Source organism: Bacteroides celer (assembly GCF_002632415.2).
In the GTDB taxonomy this organism is placed as follows: domain Bacteria; phylum Bacteroidota; class Bacteroidia; order Bacteroidales; family Bacteroidaceae; genus Bacteroides.
Genome location: NZ_CP178209.1, coordinates 289,226 through 309,778, shown reverse-complemented (window position 1 = coordinate 309,778; position 20,553 = coordinate 289,226). Strand labels below are relative to the sequence as shown.

Below are 20,553 nucleotides of genomic sequence, written 5' to 3'. Positions count from 1 at the left end.
GACGTGGAGACCGGTCACTTATTATCTGCAGGTGTTAAATTTACCAGATTTACGGAGCAGATAATAAAAACACTTTCTCCAATTCAAAAGTAAACGTATCTTCTCTCTGAAGACACGCTACAAATATAACTATATTTTTCAGACAATGCCACTGTTATCACAGTAAAATAGTTTAATTCTCCCTTGCCCTATATCTATCAAATAGAACAAGGCATATAAATACCTACAACAAGTAGGAATACTTTGCTTTTCTCCCTGATATAGTTTATCTTTGCTACCGATATAGTTCATTCTTCATGGCCGTGGCGAATTCCTACCACGGCCGTGAAAAGATACTACCACAGCCATGACGAGATCTCTCCACGGCCGTGGGAAACTAATGATAAAGGCACCGGAAGATAACTATCCCTATGCCTTAGTCCAAGAATAAAGGCAGGATAACTTATAAAAGCCGCTTGATAGCAAACAAACAACAGCTATATAACACCCTCCCCCTAAGTCCGAAGATGATCGATTAGCTTCGCAACAAAAAAACAATGTCCTTATAGGCTTACAACGATAAATTTAAAATACGTAGTAATGTATAAGGCGAAAACAAATTAATAATGGCAATACAATTTGAATTGTACAAGACTCCCCGTCCCAAGGATGAGGAAGACAAAGAAACGTACCACGCACGTGTAGTCAACTTCCAACACATTGACACAGACTATCTGGCAAAAGAAATCCAGATAGCCACTTCTCTAACTGAAGGGGATGTAAAGTCAGTTCTCGAATCTCTAAGTCATTTTATGGGGGATCGTCTTCGGGAAGGACAAAGCGTCCATCTGGATGGCATCGGTTATTTCCAGATAAAGCTGAATAGTCAAGAGCCTATCACTTCGCCCAAACTAAAAGCGAATCAGATAAAACTCAAAGCCAACATCAGCTTTAAAGCGGATGCCAAACTGAAAAGGTCAGTCAGTGTTGTTCATGTGGAGCGAAGTAAACTGAAACCCCATTCGGCTGTCCTTTCAAATGACGAGATAGACAAATTGCTGACAAACTACTTCAAGAGCAACCCTGTATTAACCCGTCGCGACTTTCAAGGATTGTGCGGCTTTGCCCCTACCACTGCCGCACGGCAAATCAAACGGCTGAAAGAGGAGGAGAAGAAGTTGAAGAATATCAATACTTATTATAATCCGATTTACATGCCGATGCCGGGATATTATGGCAAGGCGGAGATAAAAGAGGATGAAGCAAATACTATACAATAATAAAGTAAAGAGTATGAAAAAAGTGCCCAAGAAGGCACTACCGATCATTTTGCTGACGTCAGCAAAATGGTATTCCTGATAATAAATTCCCCCCAAAAAAATAACCTATTTTTATGGTAGAATGAGAGACACCTTGAAGCGAGGTATCTCTCATTATCTATATCACTCATTAATAAGACCTAAATTCAATTATTCTTATTAATCAAATTGATTACTACCTTCACCATCACGTCCTTTTCTTCCGTCCGGCTTTCGGCAATCATCAACGTAAGTGCCACAAGCGTATTATTTCCAATCAACTTCGAACCATCGGATTTATATAATATACCGTTCTTCTCCAGAAACCAAAGAAACAAGAAAGCGGCAATACGCTTGTTACCGTCACTAAACGAGTGATTCTTTACGACAAGGTAGAAAAGCATTGCGGCTTTTTCTTCAATGCTTGGATAAAGTTCCTCTCCACCGAATGTCTGATAAATGGTGTTGATAGAGCTTTTGAACGACTGATCCTTTTCATTTCCAAACAAATCACTGCTTCCGAACTTTTCCTGCAAAAGGTGAATGGCTTCCATTGCTTCTTCATAGGTGGCACGAAATTCTTCAGTAGGAGTCGTGGAGTCTACTTCCAATTGCTGGTAATCGTATTTATCCAGTGTATCCAGACCGTAAGTGTAATCGGTAATCACACGCAAGAGTCCATTGGCCTCATCCAGCGTCAATTGTTTGTGTTCGATGACGTTAGAAAGAAGGCGTACGGTGCTCTTCAGGTCTTCCAGTTGAGCAGCTTTGACCTGCTGATTAATGGCGTAACCCTTAATCAGGTAGTCTTTCAGGATTTTGTTCGCCCAGATACGGAATTGGGTGCCACGCATGGAATTGACCCTATAACCGACAGAAATAATCATATCAAGATTATAATAAATAATGTGACGCTTGATAGTCCGATTCCCTTCCATCTGAACTTGTGCAATTTTTGCACAAGTTGAGTCTTTCTCCAACTCTTCCGACTTATAGATGTTATTAACATGCTTCACTATGGAAGTTCTATCCGTTTGAAACAATTCCGCCATTTGAGCTTGATTGAGCCACACCGTCTCATTCTCCAACTTCACATCAATGGAAGTTTTCCCATCCTTTGTCTGATAAATGACAATTTCTCCTCTATTGTCCATAAAATGCCTCCTTATTTATGCATTGTGTCCGTCCATTACCTTCGTAGCAATGGACGGACACACAAATGTATAACTTTCAAAAAGAAATAAAAATATAAAGCCGTTTTTAATTATTTGCTCTGAAGCGTTACAATAGAACGCGCCGGAATCTGAACTGTTTTTCCACTTTTCACTGTCCTCACCGGAAGCAAATTTTCCCCTTCTTTATCCGAAGTACGATAAATCTGCCATTGCGTATTTCCTACTTTTTCTTTATGAATAGAAAACTCTTTTTCCTCATTGGCATAGTTTATAACGACTATCACATACGTTCCATCTACGTTTTTGTAAGCAGAACACATCAATCCTTGCTGATCGGTATCGCCATCAGGGATGAAAGCGTTTGTTTGATCGAAAGCCGAAACGGATAGCCTGACTGCTCCCGGACGGATAAAACGGCTATAATTTCCTAAAGCCCACATCAATTTAGAATCTTCTACTCTACCATCCAAAAAGTTATCGTCAGTAGTGTACTCGCGAATCAGTCCGTCTTTGTAGTCACCACCAATGGCACGCCACCATTGCCAACTTTCGGCTCTAGCATACACAATGTCATGATGAATGATACGTGCCACATAGAGCGCTGTCTTCATTGTACGGTCGAAACCATTTCCACCACCAATTTCTTCATCATTACCCATGATGCAAGTCTCCGTTTGCCAGAAGCCAACTTGATGTTTATCTAAGGTATCCCGCAACTGGCAGCGGATATTACGTAATTCACTTAACGGAGTCGTTGTCCAATAGCTATGTCCAAGCATCAGGCGGGGAACATTCGGAGTATCTCCTAAATAGGTATCTACACTATCCGGACAGAAAAAGGCTTGAATCTGATAACCCCGTTGCCAATCTGTTTCGTGAGTGCGGAACATACAGCGATAATCGGAAGATTCATTCACCAAAATCTGCGTATCCATATTCCGGCTTACAAATTCTTTGCTTAACAAACGGATAGTATGAGCTACTTCTTTGTTGGTTGCCGGACAACCTTCCTGTTTCGGTCCTACCCAATTCCAGTGTCCGTCCGGTTCGTTGAAAGGACAAATGTAGTTGAACTTGATGCCATCATGTTTTTCTACTCCCTGTATTACATCTGCCAGAAAACGGACGTATTTTTCATAACAATCCGGCTTCAGATTTGCCGTACCTCCACGACCGGTATTGGTTGCCAATCCGTTCTGTGTATAATGTACGGGAGGCGAGTTCAGGAAAGCCAGGAATTTATTGACTCCCCGTTCTTTTGCCAGTTTTAGGAAGTTGCGTTGTCCTTGTTGCTTGTTCCAGTCGTACGTTCCATCTGCATTCAGAAAACACTCGGCTCGCATCCAGGGAGAAGCGATCTGACTAGCCTCCCCTTGTTCCGCACTACCTGCTCCGACATTGAAACGCCAGAGGGACAGGCCGATGCCTTTCGGCTGTCCGTTCGCATCATTCTCCGTACTGAACAGCCAATCGGCTACCTGGTTTTGTTTCTCTTCCGGCCAAAGTCCGATAAACTGCATACTCCAAGCGTCTGAAGCGCTGAAATATGCCATCGTTTGACAGGGCTTATCCGTTTCTATCTGATAACTTACATCAGGTACAGATTGAGAACATCCACCCGCCACACATACAAACAGAAAACCTAAAATCGCTACTCTCTTTTTACCTATAATCCTATTCATCTATAATCTTCCATTATTCAAATCATACAATACAACTCCGTCCTGAAACAACCTGACCATCTACCAAAATCAAGAAAGATATTATCAAAGAGTAGGTATTACCTGCTTAATGCTCCCATCTTCATTAAATTCCATACGATCTATACATACTTCACGATGAACACCGGGATCACTTTTCAGATAATTCTTATTGATGCGATGATAAACAATATACCACTTATCAGTGCCGGGAATTTGCAAAACAGCATTATGAGCAGGACCATATATTTCCTTTTCCGGGTTTTGAATCAGCACAACTGGATTATCAGCCACTTTAATCGGTCCCAAAGGTGATGTTGAAGTGCCATAAGCTACATGATAATTGGGAGAACCAGTATCATCTACCGACCACATAAAATAATAAAGCCCGTTACGGTAGAATACATAAGCCGCTTCACGATAAGCATAATCCTGCAAAGTACCTCCTACGGGAGTCATCACTGTGACTGTTTCCTTCTTTATGGAAACCATATCCTCATTCAGCTCCGCACCTGCCATATAACCATTTCCCCAATACAGATAAGACTTCCCCGAAACCGGATCGGTAAACACATCCACATCTATTTGCTGACCGTTCCCGGTGGGTGAATCCGTTACGATGGGACGTCCCAAATCAACAAACGGCCCGGTGGGAGAATCGCTCGTAGCTACTCCGATCTGTTTTCCTCCTCCTGCTTTCGGATGACCGCTGTAGTAAAAGAAGTATTTATATTCTCCTCCTATCAACTTCTCCTCAATACAAGGCGCCCACGCATTACCATCCGCCCAAGGTACTTGGTCTGATTTCAGATCCAGCATTATCCCTTCATCCCTCCAATCCTTTAAGTCAACAGACGAAAAAACGGTAAAATACCAACCACCCCATCCGGGCTGTCCGTCTGTGGTAGAATAGATATAGTATTTCTTAGTCTTGTTGGAATATAAAATTTCAGGATCAGCATGGAAACCTGGCAACACAGGATTACCAGACAACGAGAAAGCGGGCAGCGTCACTGCCAACATCAAGCCGATTGTAATCAAAGTTCGTTTAATAGGTACTATCATATTTTCATTAGTTGGATAAAAAGGGGAAATATCAGGTTGTGATACTCCCCCCTCCGGTATTTACATTCTTGATACTATTTATTTCAATGCTACTTTAATAGATTGACTGTAACAATATTCCGATGATTTGTCTGATTTGACTCCTACACGGGCATAAAGATAGGATTCGTTTATCAAACCATTCGGGATCTCAATTTCAGCAGTGTTTTCCTGACCGAGTGAGACTGTATTACCCAACTTCAACTCTGCTTCTTTCTGTTTCTCATCCGTCAAAACACCTGTACCCAGATAGATACCTACATTCTCCATATTGGCATCAGCAACCACTTTATTAATAGTAAACCGTGCGGTAACCTTGTTGCCGTTTCTGGCAAAAGATACGTTTCTAACAGAGAAATACGGTGTCACAGGAATATCCTGCACAGTGTTTCCTTTCACTGTAATATAAATTGTGTCATTAGAAGGTCTTTCCCAAGGAGCATTACCCATACGCACCAATTTATAATCACCATTGAAAAGGGACACGGAATAGCTTCCGTCCTGCGCAACATACACCGGAATAGAGCCATGCAAAGCATAACCGTCCTGGAATAAAGCAAACTCTGAACTTCCGCTTCTAACTCCTACTGCTTCACCGTCATAAATTGCTCTTCCGGTCAATGTAGCCTTAGGTTCCTCAAAGTTGTCGTAGCTGCAACTGCTTACTGCCAACAAACAACATATCATAATAAAGAAAGGTATAATCTTTTTCATAATCTCTTATTTTTATTGGAATGGATTCTTCACAATCGTCGGATTGTTATTAATTACATCATCAGCAATGAATGAATAATAGTTAGACTGCTGGAAGGTTCTTGCCACCTTGAAACGTTCGGATTTTGTCTTTACAAAAATGTACTTGTCCTGATCCGATGTTCCCGGTTTTGGTTTAGCAATACGATAAGGATATAAACCGTAAACGATCGCTTTATCGTTATCTGTATTTCCGTTCCAGGTGATATCAGCTATTCTCCATCGTTTCATATCAAAATAACGGTGATCTTCGAAAGCTAGTTCCACACGACGTTCGTTCTGAATCTTTTCTATTGTCAGGCTTGTCAGACTGTTGGCCGGGAAACCGGCACGTTGACGCAAGCGGTTGATGTAGGGTAAAGCTGTCGGCTCGTCATTCAATTCAAAAGCAGCTTCGGCAGCATTCAAATAGATTTCACCCAGACGGAACCAAGGCCACCAGTTTTCAGCGTAGTTACGGAGAGTGTAACCGGATGCCTCACTGATAAACTTACGGATATAAAATCCGGTATTGCTCACGTTAGGACTATTAGTCTGAGGACCGTCCTGGCCGACAAAAGTTTTATCATCGTCATAAGCACTTCCTAATTTCGAGTCTGTCAGTAAGTCGTAGGAACCGGTCTTATCATTCCATACTGCTACTCCTGCCTGAATATCCACATCCTGATTTCTGAACTTTGAGCCCGGATAGACGATCGTACCATACAAACGTGCATCTTTATTGGCAAAAATATCGCTCGGAGTATCATATACTACATAGTCATTACCATTCTTATAATGTAAGGTCCCCGAAGTTCCATCCAAATAATCAAATGCTTCTACCAATCCTAAAGACGGACCGATGCAAGAAGAATTATCGTTATCTTCTCTTAAATGATGAACTACATTATCATAACCGAAGCTATGCACTTTCAAAGGATTCTTATAGTCTTTCACCCAAATAGCCTCCTTATTCAGCGTCTTGTCCACAAACATCTTATAGAAGTTCACTCCTTTATCTGACTCCTTCTCATAAAGTTCATATCCACCGTTTTTAATGATTTCCTGCGAAGCTGTCAACGATTTACGATAATAATCGTCTGCCATATCAGCCGGAATACCTACTTCTCCGCCAGACGTTACAATATTAGGAGTCTTCAGCGCATTATATTTGGCAATAGAACCGGCATACAGCATAGCACGGCTTTCCAATGCCAATGCAGTGTAATAGTTGGCACGACTTTGACTGCCTTTATTGCCCAATTGTGACTTGATTGCTTCACATTCACTGTATACAAAGTCATATATTTCGTGCTCCTTGGCACGCGGATTACGTAAGTAAGAAGGATCTCCGCTGAAATCATACTCCAAAGTAGTTGTAATCAATGGTACACCACCCATACGTCTTACAAGCTCAAAATAAACGTAAGCGCGGATAAAGCGAAATTCAGCTTTGAACTGTAGCTTGGCATCTGCTGAAATATCTATTCCATATTTGTCGATATTCTCAATAGACATATTGATGTCACGTATCAATCCATAATCCCACCAACGTCCGTAGTCGTTGCCATAACGTAATTCATTACGATAATTCTGATCCAGCGTGCCACAGTACATAGCATCATCCGTTTCGCACATACCACCGGTATTGAAGTCACCGTGCAACTGTGGAATACGATTATATAAATTGGCTAGCTGTGATTTAATCATGTTCGGATCGTTCCATACCAACTCATTGGTAAGAATATTTTTGGGATCTCTTTCGAACCAGCTGTCGCCACAACCCGATAACATGGAAGTAAGGACGGCTCCCAACAGAACTATTTTTATAGATTTGCTTTTCATGATAGCGTTCATTTTTTAGTATGTAATATTAAATCCAAGAAGGAATGTACGTTGTTGCGGGTATACCACTGCAGCTGCGGCAGTGATTTCAGGATCGACTCCAAACTTACCCACATTGTCAAACGAACACAAGTTAGAAACATTAGCATAAATACGTACTTTCTGTGCACGAATCGGTCTCAACAGTTGTACCGGCAGGCTATAACCCACTTCCAGATTCTTGATACGGAGATAACGCACATTGTGCAACCAGAAGTCACTATTCTTATTGTTATAGCTGAATTCACCTTTACGGATGGCCGGATAACGTCCCGGCATCCATTCACTTTCCGGATCGTACAAGTCGGCACGATGCCAACGGTCTTCCAATAAATAAACCGGTGAGTTTCCATTTCCATGATATGCATTAGCCAATTCATAGTTTTGTCTCCATCCTTGCATAGCCCCACCGGAAAGGTCGATATTCAAGTCAATCCCCTTCCATGCCAAACCGATATTACCACCAAACGACATAATAGGTGCCCAACCTTCCGGATAACCGATAGGACGCTCGTCCATACCATTGATAATACCGTCGCCATTCACATCTTTATAGATAAAGTCACCGGGAAGCAGTGTCCGGTTATTATTTCCATCCAGATTTACCGGATAATTACGAATTTCTTCTTCCGACTGGAACTGGCCAATTACCTGATATCCCCAATAGATACCGCCCCAACGGCCTTCCGCAGAATTGCGGTATTCATCCCAAGAGTTATTAAAACGCGGTTTATAAGTCTCAATGCTCTTGTAACGTGAGAAAGTAAAGTTACCGCTTACGGTATAGTTCAAATCACCGATATGGTCGGTCCATGTAACCATACCTTCCGCACCGATATATGCTTGTTTGTTCAAGTTCTCATTAGGCAATGTATATCCCACTTCACTCGGAAGCAATACATCATAACGGGCAGCCGGTACACCGGTAATATCCTTGCGGAAAGCATCGGCGGTTACCTTCAAACGATTATTGAACATAGTCAGGTCAAAACCGATATTCGATGTTGTATTCTTCGTCCAGGATAAGTTGGTAATAGGTAATCCTCTCTGGTTCAATCCGGTCACCAGTTCACCATCCAATACAGCATTACCATTATTCCACGTATAACCACTCAAGTAATCAAACAGTTTTACATCCTTTTCTGTACCTGTCTGACCAATAGAAGCACGAATCTTCAAATCATCTACAACAGGTCTCAACTTTTCAAAGAATTTCTCTTCCGAGATTCTCCAACCTATAGATACACCCGGGAAGAATCCCCAACGATTATTTGCTGCATAGAGATAAGAACCGTCATAACGAGCCAATAATTCAATCAGATATTTGTGGGCAAAGTCGTAATTGATACGCCCAATCCATCCGGCACGCGCTTCGTAACTCCATTCATCAGCGAAACTGTTGAGCTCATCAAACTGCAATAACGGCAGATAGTCAGTAGAAGGTTCTGTACCATAAGTTTTCTTAGTCCAATCATAATCGGAGGCTTCATAACCCAAAACCGCCGAAATATTATGGTTTTTAATCTGTTTTGCATAATTCAGTTGCAATTGCATATAACGCGCAGGCACACTACGATCTATTTGATTTCTCCAACGTCCTGCGGCAGGTGTCCCGTTATAAGTATCTTTCTCCTTATCGTATGTATAGATTTGATAAGCATATTGATAACCGTCGAAACGGCTGTTGGTATAATTGTACGAGAACGTAGCTTTTGCAGTCAAACCGAAAGAGAAATCATACTGTGCATAAGCATTGATATTGGCATTACGAGTCAAATTATCCTTGTAACCGGCAATGTCACGACTGAACGCAGCCGGATTGTAACCATTCTCATGCACATTATTGATATATTCCGGATTATCATTGGCATAAGGGCTTTCGATAGGCTGCATCTTGAACATAGCCAATATAGCCGAATAATAACCGTCACCACCCGGCAAACCTACGTCTTCACTCTTTTCATACTTACCGCTAATCTGTGCACCTATTGTAAAACGGTCTGTTATCTTAGTATCAATATTCAACTGAAGATTGGTACGCTCATATTTAAAGTCAGGCATCATCGCATCTTGTCCGGTATGAGCTACAGAAAGATAATAGTTGGTCTTTTCAGAGCCACCTGTCACATTCGCATTGATGTGGTATTGAGGTACATTTTTTCTCATTACCATATCATAATAGTCATAGCTCTTATATCCCGGTTCGGTACCAGCTTCCCATTTAGCAAGTTCCTCGGGACTATATAATTTGCTTGGATCTTCACCTCTATTCTGTGCTGCTTCAGCCAAACCTCTTACATATTGTCCTGCATTTGCCAATTCAGGGAAACGGGTCAGATTCTGCCAACCATAGTATCCATTGACATTGATGCTTACTTTATCATTCTTTTTACCTTTCTTGGTGGTTACCAAAACTACACCATTTGATGCACGCAAACCGTAAATAGCAGCAGAAGCATCCTTCAAGACTGTGATACTCTCGATATCCTCGATATTCAGAGCATTAAACACATCGCTACCGGAAACATCCGATGCCTGCAACCAGTCACGACTATTCATTCCACCATAAGGAATACCGTCGATTACAAACAGGGGGCTACCCATATTACGGATTTCAAGATTGATACCTCTACCCGGACGGGCATCTACAGCACGCGTAGACACACCTGCTATCTTACCGGATAAGGCTCCCGCAGTAGTCGTAGAAACAGAACGCGTCAATGCATCGGATTTAACATCACTGATGGCTCCGGTCAGGCTTTTCTTGGTTTGTGTACCATAACCCACCACCACAACTTCATCCAAAGTTTCCGTATCTTCTTCAAGAACGATTTGAAGATGTGTCTTTCCATCTATCTTCACCTCTTTAGTCTTATAACCGATGAACGAAATTGCCAATGTAGCATTTTTATCATCTACATTAATGGTGAAGTTACCATCGATATCAGTAATGGTTCCATTAGAAGTTCCTTTGACAGTAACATTGGCACCAATGATATCATCTCCTCTCACATCGGCCACATGTCCTGTAACTTGTGTTTGTGCAAATGCTGCAGCTGACAGAAGCAACTGTATGACACACATGCATAAGATTCTTACATACCTCATAAATTAGAATTTAAAGATTAAACATTTTTTGTTGTTTTTTCCGATGCAAATATAGAGTATTGATATAAATCAATTAAGCAAAAATCATGCAGAAGAGCTATGCAAATCATTCATTGCACGATTTACACACTCTAAATAAAATATTTATTCTTATTTTTGAACTGGTAATTGAAACAAATAAGCACGAGTTATGAAAAAACACATTGCTTCTACTTTATTTTTATCCTTGTTGTCTATTCTTCAATTGACAGCCCAGTCTCATTCTGTAAAAAAACTGGGGATAGAACAAGGATTATCCAACAATTATGTAGTCAGTATTACACAGGATAAACAAGGCTTTTTATGGTTTGCTACAGAAGAAGGACTTAATAAGTTTGACGGTACCCGCTTCATTACTTATTATAAAAATGATTTGCCACATAACAATCAGGGAATCACCGGCAACGAACTCAACCGGGTGTATGCTGATTCCAAACGTCCCATCATTTGGATAGCCACTCAGCGAGACGGACTAAATGCATACAATTATGACGAACAAACATTTACTGCCTACCAACATAACCCGGAAAATCCACACAGCCTGATTACAAATGACGTAACGGACATCTCTCCTTCCACCCAAAACGACGATGGTTTATGGGTCAGCACCTATTATAGAGGTATAGAATATCTAAATATTAATAACGGGCAATTCACACATTATAATAGGAGTACGGTGCCTAGTCTACCCTCCAATCAGACATGGACAGTATTGGACGGAGGAGACAACAATTTGTATATCGGCCATGTCGGAAGCGGATTCAGTATTTTTTCTCTCAAAGACAAAAGTGTAAAGAATTTCCAGAATGAAACGGGAAATCCGACAAGCTTGCCCGGTAATGATGTGTTTTGTATCATAAAAGATGCAAACGGCAACATCTGGTTAGGAACGAATAATGGATTGGCTCTATATAATGCTGCCAATGATAACTTTATCACATTCAGAAATAACAAGAATGACAAGTATGCTACTTTATGCAGTCGCATATTATCCATCCGGCAATTAAAAGATAATAGACTTTGGATTGCTTCAGAACTCAATGGCATTGCCATATTAAACCTGAAGCAAGGTATGTTTCTCTCACCAGAGGAGCTTTCTATTGAATACATACAGGAGGGTGATGATAGTCGAAGCCTCTCTAATGCAAGCGCTCGATGTATATTTCAGGATTCTTTCGACAATATCTGGATAGGAACATGGGGAGGAGGCATCAACTTTATTAGTAGCAAACCTCCTTTGTTCACCACATTAAGCTATTCCCCGATTCCAAACAATGAAAACAGCCTGAACAACAAAGTAGCCAGCAGTCTTTGTATGGACAGACAAGGACGGATTTGGATCGGAACAGACGGAGGAGGTATTAATGTATTTGAAGGAGAGAAACGGATTGCCATTTATAAGAAAGAGAGTGGAGATATTCCTTCAAATTTTATATTAGCTTCTTTACAGGATTCAAAAGGGAATTTATGGTTCGGTTCCTACCAAGGAGGAATCAGCTATTATGATAGCCGGAATAAAAGATTCCGTTCCATCTCCCTCATGGGACAATCTAATCTAGACGTCCGTACGATCTATGAAGATGCCCAACATAACATTTGGGTTGGATATAGTGGAGGAATTGTTGTATTAAATCCTCTCACCATGAAAATTATCCAACATTACAATACAGATAATAGCGAACTGCACAGTGATTTTATACGTTCTATAGCTCAAGATGAGAAAGGACGTTTTTGGATTGGAACTTTCGGAGACGGACTTGGTATATACACCCCGAACTTACAGAAAATCAAGACGTTCACTCAAAGAGATGGCTTTTGTTCTAACACCATCAATCAGATCATACAGGATAAACAAAAAAGAATGTGGATAGGAACGGGGGAAGGATTAGTTTGTTTCCTGTCGACTGATGAGCTGAATTACAAAACTTACCAACGGAAAGACGGGCTGATCAATACGAATATTTGTGCCATAACAGAAGATAAAAAAGGGAATATCTGGTTTAGCAATAATAAAGGTATCAGTTGTTATGTCACGAATAAAGGCTGTTTTTATAACTATGACCACTCTGACGATGTTCCGGCAGGAAGTTTTTCAAGCAGTTGTGTCACACAAAGCAAGAATGGACAGATTTATTTCGGTTCTATCAATGGAGTATGTTGTTTCAATCCAGACATTACTATGAATGAACAACCGGCCCCGGCAGCAGTTGTCACAGAGATGAAAATACTGGGACGGTTGAGTAATCTGGAAAACAATGACATGATTATCAATCTCTCCAAAGGACAAAACGTTGAGTTGAGTCATGCACAAAATAGCTTCGGATTGACATTCAATGTACAAAACTACTCACTTGTCAATCAGGTAGAATATGTGTATATGCTGAAAGGACTCGAAAATTCCTGGTATACCGTCAACGAAAATAATAGTGTCACTTTCCGAAACATTCCTCCGGGAAAATATGAGTTCCTTATCAAAGCACGAATTCATAATCAAAAATGGCCGGAAGAAGCCACTTCCCTGACCATTCGTATCAATCCTCCTCTCTGGTTGACGTGGTGGGCAAAACTTATCTACATCTTGGTATCTATCAGCATCACTTATCTTATCTTGCATGCTTACAAAAAGAAGTTAGATCTGGAGAGTCTCTATACGTTGGAAAAGAAAAACCATGAGCAGGAACAGGAGTTAAATCAGGAACGCTTGCGTTTCTATACCAATATCACGCATGAGCTGCGTACACCGTTGACCTTAATCCTCGGTCCTCTCGAAGATATGCAAAAAGAAGCATCACTTCCTGCAAAACAAGCCCAGAAACTATCAGTTATCCATCAGAGCGCACTACGTTTGCTCAATCTGATCAATCAGATACTGGAATTCCGAAAGACGGAGACACAAAACAAGAAATTGTGTGTCAGCAAAGGAAACATTGCCCCTCTGATTTATGAAATAGGGCTTAAATACAAAGAATTAAATCAAAATACCAAAATAGATTTCCGGATTCAGATAGAAAAAGAAGAAATGTTTCTTTTCTTCGATAAAGAAATCATCACGATTGTTTTGGACAATCTGATTTCCAACGCTATCAAATATACGGAACAAGGGTGTGTAACGCTAAGTTTGCATCAGACCATGCGTAATGAGGTAGCTTATACGGAAATAAAAGTCAGTGATACAGGGTACGGAATTTCCGCCGAGGCCCTGCCACATATTTTCGACCGCTATTATCAGGAAAGCAGCAAGCATCAGGCATCCGGTACAGGTATCGGACTGGCCTTGGTGAAGAATCTCGTCACCTTACATGAAGGGGAAATTCGTGCAGAAAGCATCCAAAATGAAGGAAGTACGTTCTATATCAGTTTACTGACGGATAATATCTACCCCAATGCCTTACACGCAGACTCAACGGAACCGGTTCAAGAAGAGATGAACCAGAATACGGAACTGGAATATTCACAAGAAGCGACATTAGATACCAGTAAACCAATCCTATTGATTGTAGAAGACAATGAAGAAATACAGAAATATATAGTTGAATCCTTCACCGACTCGTTTGAGGTAATCACGGCCAACAACGGAGAAGAAGGTAAGCAACAGGCTCTTAGCCGTATCCCCGATATTGTAGTCAGCGACATTATGATGCCTGTGATGGACGGCATCACTTTATGCAAGCAATTAAAAGATGATGTGCGCACCAGCCATATTCCTATTATTCTGCTGACAGCCAAAGATTCTCTCCAAGATAAAGAAGAAGGATATGAAGTAGGAGCCGATTCTTATCTGACGAAACCTTTCAGTGCTTCTCTGTTACGTAGCCGAATCAATAATCTGCTCGATTCAAGGAAAAAGTTAGTAGCCCAATTCCAGGCGCAATCTACTCCGGGGAGTCAAATAGATTTAAGTGAGAAGCGTATAGTAATTGCCGAAGCTTTGAGCAAGTTAGATAATGAGTTTATTGAAAAAATTACCCTTTTAATCGAGGAAAACCTTTCTTCAGAGAAGATTGATATTAACTATCTATCTGATAAAATGTGCATGAGCGGTTCCACTCTTTACCGAAAAATGAAAGCACTTACGGGACTCTCGACTAACGAATATATCCGAAAAGTGAAAATGGAGAATGCAGAACGTTTGCTGCTTGAAGGGAAGTTCAATATCTCTGAAATAGCCTATAAAGTAGGAATGAACAGTACGGGATATTTCCGTCAATGCTTTAAGGAAGAATTTGGGCTCTCTCCTTCAGATTACCTGAAGCAAATTAAACAATCTTGAGAAAGGGAGATGTATCAGAAGTAGAATCTGCCTTCATGTTGTTCTATTATTCAGAACGATAATGAAGAATCTCTTCTGATACCTCCCAATAGGAAATTCAGCGACCTGTAGGGGAGGTCATTTCCTTAATTCTTCAACCATCACTTTGAGCAATGATTTAGAATCATCCAGCGGCAAATCCGTGGCCAAATCCCAACTCATCATGCCTTTTAGTCCTTGCTCCATCGCATAACGGGTCTTAGTACGGATATTGTCCTGTCCGTCAAACACATATTTCTCTCCCTTATATATTACTTCATTTTGTGCAGGCTCAGTAATCAATCCCTCTTGTACAAAACTGAAATAAGCCTCTGTCTTCTTTGAATTATCCTTTGTCACACCATAGAAAGGAACTCCCGCTACCAGTTTCTCTTTGGGAATACCATACTTCAATACCATCTGAATATCCGAATCATATTTCTCTACCGGAAAACGAACCGGCGAAGGACCGTAGCATTGAAGTGAAATAAAATCAACTGCATCAATAGCTTTCCTGCTAATTTTATAGCAAACAGGATGCAGAGAAACACTGAAAATATACTTATCGCCCAACACCTCCCTCATCTTCACGATAGCCAGACTATAATTTTCATACTCTTTCTCATTCTCCGCCCATTCAAAGTCAAGGTCAATGCCATCCAATTTATTCTTTTCCAGCACTTTCTTTATGTTTCTTGCAAATGCCGTACGAGCAGTCTCATCAGCCACCATTGCCTTCCATTCACCACTGGAAGCTCCTAAACGTATTTTCGCTTTTGTTCCTTTTACTTTTGCACGAACCGATTTAATCAATCCTTCCCAAGTTGTCACCCCCTTTCCCTGAAATGCACGTGGGTTCTCGAATGAAAGCGATCCATCTTTATCAGGATGAACATTCAAGAAAATAAGGTCGTCACTCGCCCGCAGACTTTCAGTAGAAATACGTCCGCGATTGTAGAAATTACCCCGCACATAAGAACTCACCATATAGTTTTGTTGTGCAAATAACGATAACCCTACAAACAAAAAAAAGAAGAATACAATTTTTCTTAGCATTAGCATAATGATTGATAATTAATGAATTTAGATCACAAAAATACGCATGACAAATAGAAATAGATGTTCAATAATTACTATAATACTTCCAAAAATCAACATAAAGCCTTCTATCACAAGCATAAAAAACAGAAAAGTCTTGAAAAAGAACCAGAAAACCAACCGAAAAACGAACAACATCCCAATATTCTCTTTATTCTTAACGATGGCCATACGTCATGAGGATTTATGCCGAAGTTCTGGCAGATTACGCCTAGAGCCTAACCATGACCGATACGTGAAAAATTAAACGCACATAATGATGTAAGTAATGAAAGAAAGAATTCCATTTTCCGCAAAAAAATTATATCTTTGTTCCCCGTAAATAACAATTCACGAATAACTTCATGCAAGGAGATTCATTTTGCATACAATATACCAACTGTACAGGATGTCCCAAAGCTGTTGAGAATATCCTTATATACAGAAACTTACCCAAAGGGGAACATATCCCCAAGGATAAGTGTACGCAGAATTGTATGCTTTTCATGATAAAGGGTGAGTTACTTATCAATAGTGAGGAGTATCCCGGAAATAGACTGCGTGAAAGACAGTTTATCCTGCAAGCTATTGGTTCCAAGGTCGAAATACTAGCATTGACAGATGTTGAATACGTTGTCTACTGGTTCAACGAGCTGCCTCTGCTCTGCGAAGACCGGTACAAGGAAATGATGGAACACACAGAGGTCCCGGTGACCTACACTCCACTGATTATGAGTGAAAGGTTATACCACCTTGTCACCAGCATGCCCGAATTCCTCAACGAAGAAACTCCTTGCGGCAAGTATATCGACTTAAAATGTAAGGAACTTGTCTTCTTGATCACCAATTTCTATCCTCTGCCCCAGCTAAGTTCATTCTTCTATCCCATCAGCACTTATACGGAAAGTTTCCACTATTTCGTCATGCAGAATTACAGTAATGTAAAGAATGTGGAAGAATTTGCGCATCTGGGAGGATACACGACCACTACCTTCCGCCGCCTTTTCAAAAACTTGTATGGCATGCCCGTATATGAATGGATACTGGAAAAGAAACGGGAAGGAATACTGGAAGACCTGCAACACACCAAAATGCGAATCACTGAAATCTGCAACAAATACGGATTCGACTCCCTGTCTCACTTCGCCCACTTCTGCAAAAACTCTTTTGGCGATACCCCACGCGCTTTACGCAAGAAAGCAGCCAGTGGTGAGAAAATCGGAAAGATACAATAAATAGTCCCATAATACCAATATGCCAATCAGTTGCACCATGCGTGCATACTGGCTGGCATATTGACACATTAGCACATTGATTCATTATTAAAGAATTATTTCTTTAATTCCTTGCTCAATCAATCTATTTCCCCTATTTTTGCAGTCCGTAAGAGGTGTAAAACGTCGAAATTTTAGTTCTAACAATTAAATAATTTAAATTCAATCATTTATGTGGTTAAGTAATTCATCTGTAGGAAGGAAAGTGGTGATGAGCGTTACCGGTATCGCCCTTGTCCTGTTTCTAACATTTCACATGGCGATGAACTTGGTTGCAATCATCTCGGCTGATGGTTACAACATGATTTGTGAGTTCCTGGGAGCAAACTGGTATGCGTTAGTGGCTACCGCAGGACTAGCCGCTCTTTTTGTGATTCACATCATCTACGCATTCTGGCTGACAATGCAGAATCGCAAAGCGCGTGGTAGCGAACGCTATGCAGTGGTTGACAAACCAAAAACTGTAGAATGGGCATCTCAAAACATGTTGGTGCTGGGTCTGATCGTTATCGTAGGTCTTGGTTTGCACCTCTTCAACTTCTGGGCAAAAATGCAGTTGCCGGAACTGATGCACAACATGGGCATGCACGCTGATACACTGACGCTGGCTTATGCCGCTAACGGTGCTTATCACATCCAGCAGACTTTCTCTAGCCCGGTTTACGTAGTTCTTTACCTCGTTTGGCTGTTTGCTTTGTGGTTCCACCTGACTCACGGTTTCTGGAGCTCTATGCAATCACTGGGATGGAACAACAAAGTATGGATCAATCGTTGGAAATGCATTTCTAACATCTATTCTACGATTGTTGTACTCGGTTTCGCACTGGTAGTAGTGGTATTCTTCGTGAAAACACTGATTTGTGGCGGTGCTTGCTAAATAGTAAATTGTAAATGATTAAATTGTAAATAATATTATGATCAAGATAGATTCAAAAATTCCAGAAGGCCCGGTGGCTGAGAAATGGACCAACTATAAAGCTCACCAGAAATTGGTGAACCCCGCTAATAAACGTCGTTTGGACATCATCGTTGTGGGTACGGGTCTGGCAGGTGCTTCTGCCGCTGCTTCACTTGGTGAAATGGGTTTCAGAGTATTCAATTTCTGTATTCAGGATTCTCCCCGTCGTGCACACTCTATCGCTGCACAGGGTGGTATCAATGCTGCAAAGAATTATCAAAATGATGGTGACTCGGTTTACCGTCTGTTCTACGATACTGTAAAAGGTGGCGACTATCGTGCCCGTGAAGCAAACGTATATCGTTTGGCTGAAGTGTCTAACGCTATCATCGACCAATGTGTAGCGCAAGGTGTTCCTTTCGCTCGCGAATATGGCGGTACACTGGATAACCGTTCTTTCGGTGGTGCACAGGTATCCCGTACTTTCTACGCTAAAGGCCAGACTGGTCAGCAGTTGTTGCTGGGTGCTTACTCTGCATTGAGCCGTCAGGTAAACGTAGGTACTGTAAAACTGTACACTCGTTATGAAATGCAAGATGTGGTGATCGTTGACGGACGTGCTCGCGGTATCATCGCTAAAAATCTTGTAACAGGTGAACTGGAACGCTTCGCCGCTCACGCAGTAGTTATCGCTACCGGTGGTTATGGTAACGCTTACTTCTTGTCTACCAACGCTATGGGTTGTAACTGTACAGCTGCTATCTCTTGCTACCGCAAGGGTGCTGTATTCGCTAACCCTGCTTACGTTCAGATTCACCCGACTTGTATTCCGGTACATGGCGACAAGCAGTCTAAGCTGACTTTGATGTCTGAATCTCTCCGTAACGACGGTCGTATCTGGGTTCCGAAGAAAAAAGAAGATGCTGTGAAACTTCAGAAAGGCGAAATCAAAGGAAGTGATATTCCTGAAGAAGACCGCGACTATTACTTGGAACGCCGCTATCCGGCATTCGGTAACCTGGTTCCGCGTGACGTTGCCAGCCGTGCCGCTAAAGAACGTTGCGACGCAGGTTTCGGTGTAAACAACACTGGTTTAGCCGTATTCCTTGATTTCTCTGAAGCTATCAACCGCTTGGGTATCGACATCGTTCTCCAACGTTATGGTAACCTCTTCGATATGTATGAAGAAATCACTGACGTTAATCCGGGAGAACTGGCAAAAGAAATTAATGGCGTAAAATATTATAATCCGATGATGATTTATCCGGCTATCCACTATACAATGGGTGGTATCTGGGTAGACTACGAACTGCAAACCACTATCAAGGGTCTGTTCGCTATCGGTGAATGTAACTTCTCCGACCATGGTGCAAACCGCCTCGGTGCTTCCGCATTGATGCAAGGTTTGGCTGACGGTTACTTCGTATTGCCTTATACAATCCAGAATTATCTGGCAGATCAAATCACTGTTCCTCGTTTCTCTACTGATCTTCCTGAATTTGCTGAAGCAGAAAAGGCAGTTCAAGCTAAGATCGACAAGTTCATGAGCATCCAGGGTAAAGAATCTGTTGATTCTATCCACAAGAAACTGGGTCATGTTATGTGGGAATATGTAGGTATGGGACGTACGGCAGAAGGCTTGAAGAAAGGTATTGCCGAACTGAAAGAAATCCGCAAGGAATTCGAAACGAATCTGTTTATCCCCGGTTCTAAAGAAGGTATGAACGTAGAGCTTGACAAAGCAATCCGTCTGTACGACTTCATCACAATGGGTGAGCTTGTTGCTTACGATGCATTGAACCGTAACGAAAGTTGTGGTGGTCACTTCCGTGAAGAATACCAGACTGAAGAAGGAGAAGCTAAACGTGATGACGAAAACTTCTTCTATGTAGCATGCTGGGAATATCAAGGTGACGATGAAAAAGCTCCGGTGTTGTACAAAGAACCGCTGGTATACGAAGCTATCAAGGTTCAAACCCGTAACTACAAGAGCTAAT

12 protein-coding genes are annotated in these 20,553 nt (G+C 41.3%); 5 read left to right on the top strand and 7 right to left on the bottom strand.

Going from position 1 to position 20,553, the window contains the following annotated elements; genetic code table 11:
* Positions 1 to 605: 605 nt before the first annotated feature.
* On the top strand, positions 606 to 1,259 hold the full coding sequence (locus tag CJF29_RS00960) for an HU family DNA-binding protein (RefSeq protein ID WP_074556557.1): 654 nt from the start codon (positions 606 to 608) through the stop codon (positions 1,257 to 1,259).
* A gap of 185 nt (positions 1,260 to 1,444) precedes the next feature.
* Here CJF29_RS00960 and rhuM read toward each other — a convergent pair whose 3' ends face one another.
* The 6 genes from rhuM to CJF29_RS00930 all read right to left on the bottom strand — a co-directional run bounded on the left by rhuM (position 1,445) and on the right by CJF29_RS00930 (position 10,980).
* Positions 1,445 to 2,431, bottom strand: coding sequence for a RhuM family protein (gene rhuM, locus CJF29_RS00955; RefSeq protein WP_074556558.1), 987 nt, complete (start codon positions 2,429 to 2,431; stop codon positions 1,445 to 1,447).
* Between the two features lie 110 nt (positions 2,432 to 2,541).
* Complete coding sequence (locus tag CJF29_RS00950; RefSeq protein WP_074556559.1) at positions 2,542 to 4,134, bottom strand: glycoside hydrolase family 30 protein; 1,593 nt, start codon at positions 4,132 to 4,134, stop codon at positions 2,542 to 2,544.
* 84 nt (positions 4,135 to 4,218) lie between these two features.
* The gene (locus tag CJF29_RS00945) at positions 4,219 to 5,217 is read right to left on the bottom strand and encodes a family 43 glycosylhydrolase (protein WP_074556560.1); all 999 of its coding nucleotides are present in this window, start codon (positions 5,215 to 5,217) and stop codon (positions 4,219 to 4,221) included.
* A 78-nt stretch (positions 5,218 to 5,295) separates the two neighbouring features.
* Positions 5,296 to 5,970, bottom strand: a complete 675-nt coding sequence (locus tag CJF29_RS00940; protein WP_074556561.1) for a DUF3823 domain-containing protein — start codon at positions 5,968 to 5,970, stop codon at positions 5,296 to 5,298.
* A 12-nt stretch (positions 5,971 to 5,982) separates the two neighbouring features.
* Positions 5,983 to 7,833 (bottom strand): RagB/SusD family nutrient uptake outer membrane protein, encoded by a 1,851-nt coding sequence (locus CJF29_RS00935; protein ID WP_099146864.1) that lies wholly within the window; start codon positions 7,831 to 7,833, stop codon positions 5,983 to 5,985.
* Positions 7,834 to 7,848: 15 nt separating this feature from the next.
* The gene (locus tag CJF29_RS00930) at positions 7,849 to 10,980 is read right to left on the bottom strand and encodes a SusC/RagA family TonB-linked outer membrane protein (protein ID WP_074556562.1); all 3,132 of its coding nucleotides are present in this window, start codon (positions 10,978 to 10,980) and stop codon (positions 7,849 to 7,851) included.
* A gap of 190 nt (positions 10,981 to 11,170) precedes the next feature.
* Here CJF29_RS00930 and CJF29_RS00925 point away from each other — a divergent pair, with 190 nt between their 5' ends.
* Positions 11,171 to 15,289 (top strand): two-component regulator propeller domain-containing protein, encoded by a 4,119-nt coding sequence (locus tag CJF29_RS00925; protein WP_074556563.1) that lies wholly within the window; start codon positions 11,171 to 11,173, stop codon positions 15,287 to 15,289.
* 117 nt (positions 15,290 to 15,406) lie between these two features.
* Here CJF29_RS00925 and CJF29_RS00920 read toward each other — a convergent pair whose 3' ends face one another.
* A complete protein-coding gene (locus tag CJF29_RS00920; RefSeq protein WP_074556564.1) occupies positions 15,407 to 16,369 on the bottom strand; it encodes a glycoside hydrolase family 18 protein in 963 nt (320 codons plus the stop codon).
* A 380-nt stretch (positions 16,370 to 16,749) separates the two neighbouring features.
* Between CJF29_RS00920 and CJF29_RS00915 the strand changes: the two genes are divergently transcribed.
* From CJF29_RS00915 to CJF29_RS00905, 3 genes are all read left to right on the top strand, one after another.
* A complete protein-coding gene (locus CJF29_RS00915) occupies positions 16,750 to 17,619 on the top strand; it encodes a helix-turn-helix domain-containing protein (protein ID WP_074556566.1) in 870 nt (289 codons plus the stop codon).
* 211 nt (positions 17,620 to 17,830) lie between these two features.
* A complete protein-coding gene (locus CJF29_RS00910; RefSeq protein ID WP_004298481.1) occupies positions 17,831 to 18,535 on the top strand; it encodes a succinate dehydrogenase/fumarate reductase cytochrome b subunit in 705 nt (234 codons plus the stop codon).
* Positions 18,536 to 18,572: 37 nt separating this feature from the next.
* Positions 18,573 to 20,552, top strand: coding sequence for a fumarate reductase/succinate dehydrogenase flavoprotein subunit (locus CJF29_RS00905; protein ID WP_004324018.1), 1,980 nt, complete (start codon positions 18,573 to 18,575; stop codon positions 20,550 to 20,552).
* Position 20,553 lies beyond the last annotated feature (1 nt).

Excerpts from the sequence above, each read along its gene's own strand:
- CJF29_RS00960 (WP_074556557.1), top strand. The coding sequence starts at position 606 with ATGGCAATACAATTTGAATTGTACAAGACTCCCCGTCCCAAGGATGAG.
- rhuM (WP_074556558.1), bottom strand. The coding sequence starts at position 2,431 with ATGGACAATAGAGGAGAAATTGTCATTTATCAGACAAAGGATGGGAAA.
- CJF29_RS00950 (WP_074556559.1), bottom strand. The coding sequence starts at position 4,134 with ATGAATAGGATTATAGGTAAAAAGAGAGTAGCGATTTTAGGTTTTCTG.
- CJF29_RS00945 (WP_074556560.1), bottom strand. The coding sequence starts at position 5,217 with ATGATAGTACCTATTAAACGAACTTTGATTACAATCGGCTTGATGTTG.
- CJF29_RS00940 (WP_074556561.1), bottom strand. The coding sequence starts at position 5,970 with ATGAAAAAGATTATACCTTTCTTTATTATGATATGTTGTTTGTTGGCA.
- CJF29_RS00935 (WP_099146864.1), bottom strand. The coding sequence starts at position 7,833 with ATGAAAAGCAAATCTATAAAAATAGTTCTGTTGGGAGCCGTCCTTACT.
- CJF29_RS00930 (WP_074556562.1), bottom strand. The coding sequence starts at position 10,980 with ATGAGGTATGTAAGAATCTTATGCATGTGTGTCATACAGTTGCTTCTG.
- CJF29_RS00925 (WP_074556563.1), top strand. The coding sequence starts at position 11,171 with ATGAAAAAACACATTGCTTCTACTTTATTTTTATCCTTGTTGTCTATT.
- CJF29_RS00920 (WP_074556564.1), bottom strand. The coding sequence starts at position 16,369 with ATGCTAATGCTAAGAAAAATTGTATTCTTCTTTTTTTTGTTTGTAGGG.
- CJF29_RS00915 (WP_074556566.1), top strand. The coding sequence starts at position 16,750 with ATGCAAGGAGATTCATTTTGCATACAATATACCAACTGTACAGGATGT.
- CJF29_RS00910 (WP_004298481.1), top strand. The coding sequence starts at position 17,831 with ATGTGGTTAAGTAATTCATCTGTAGGAAGGAAAGTGGTGATGAGCGTT.
- CJF29_RS00905 (WP_004324018.1), top strand. The coding sequence starts at position 18,573 with ATGATCAAGATAGATTCAAAAATTCCAGAAGGCCCGGTGGCTGAGAAA.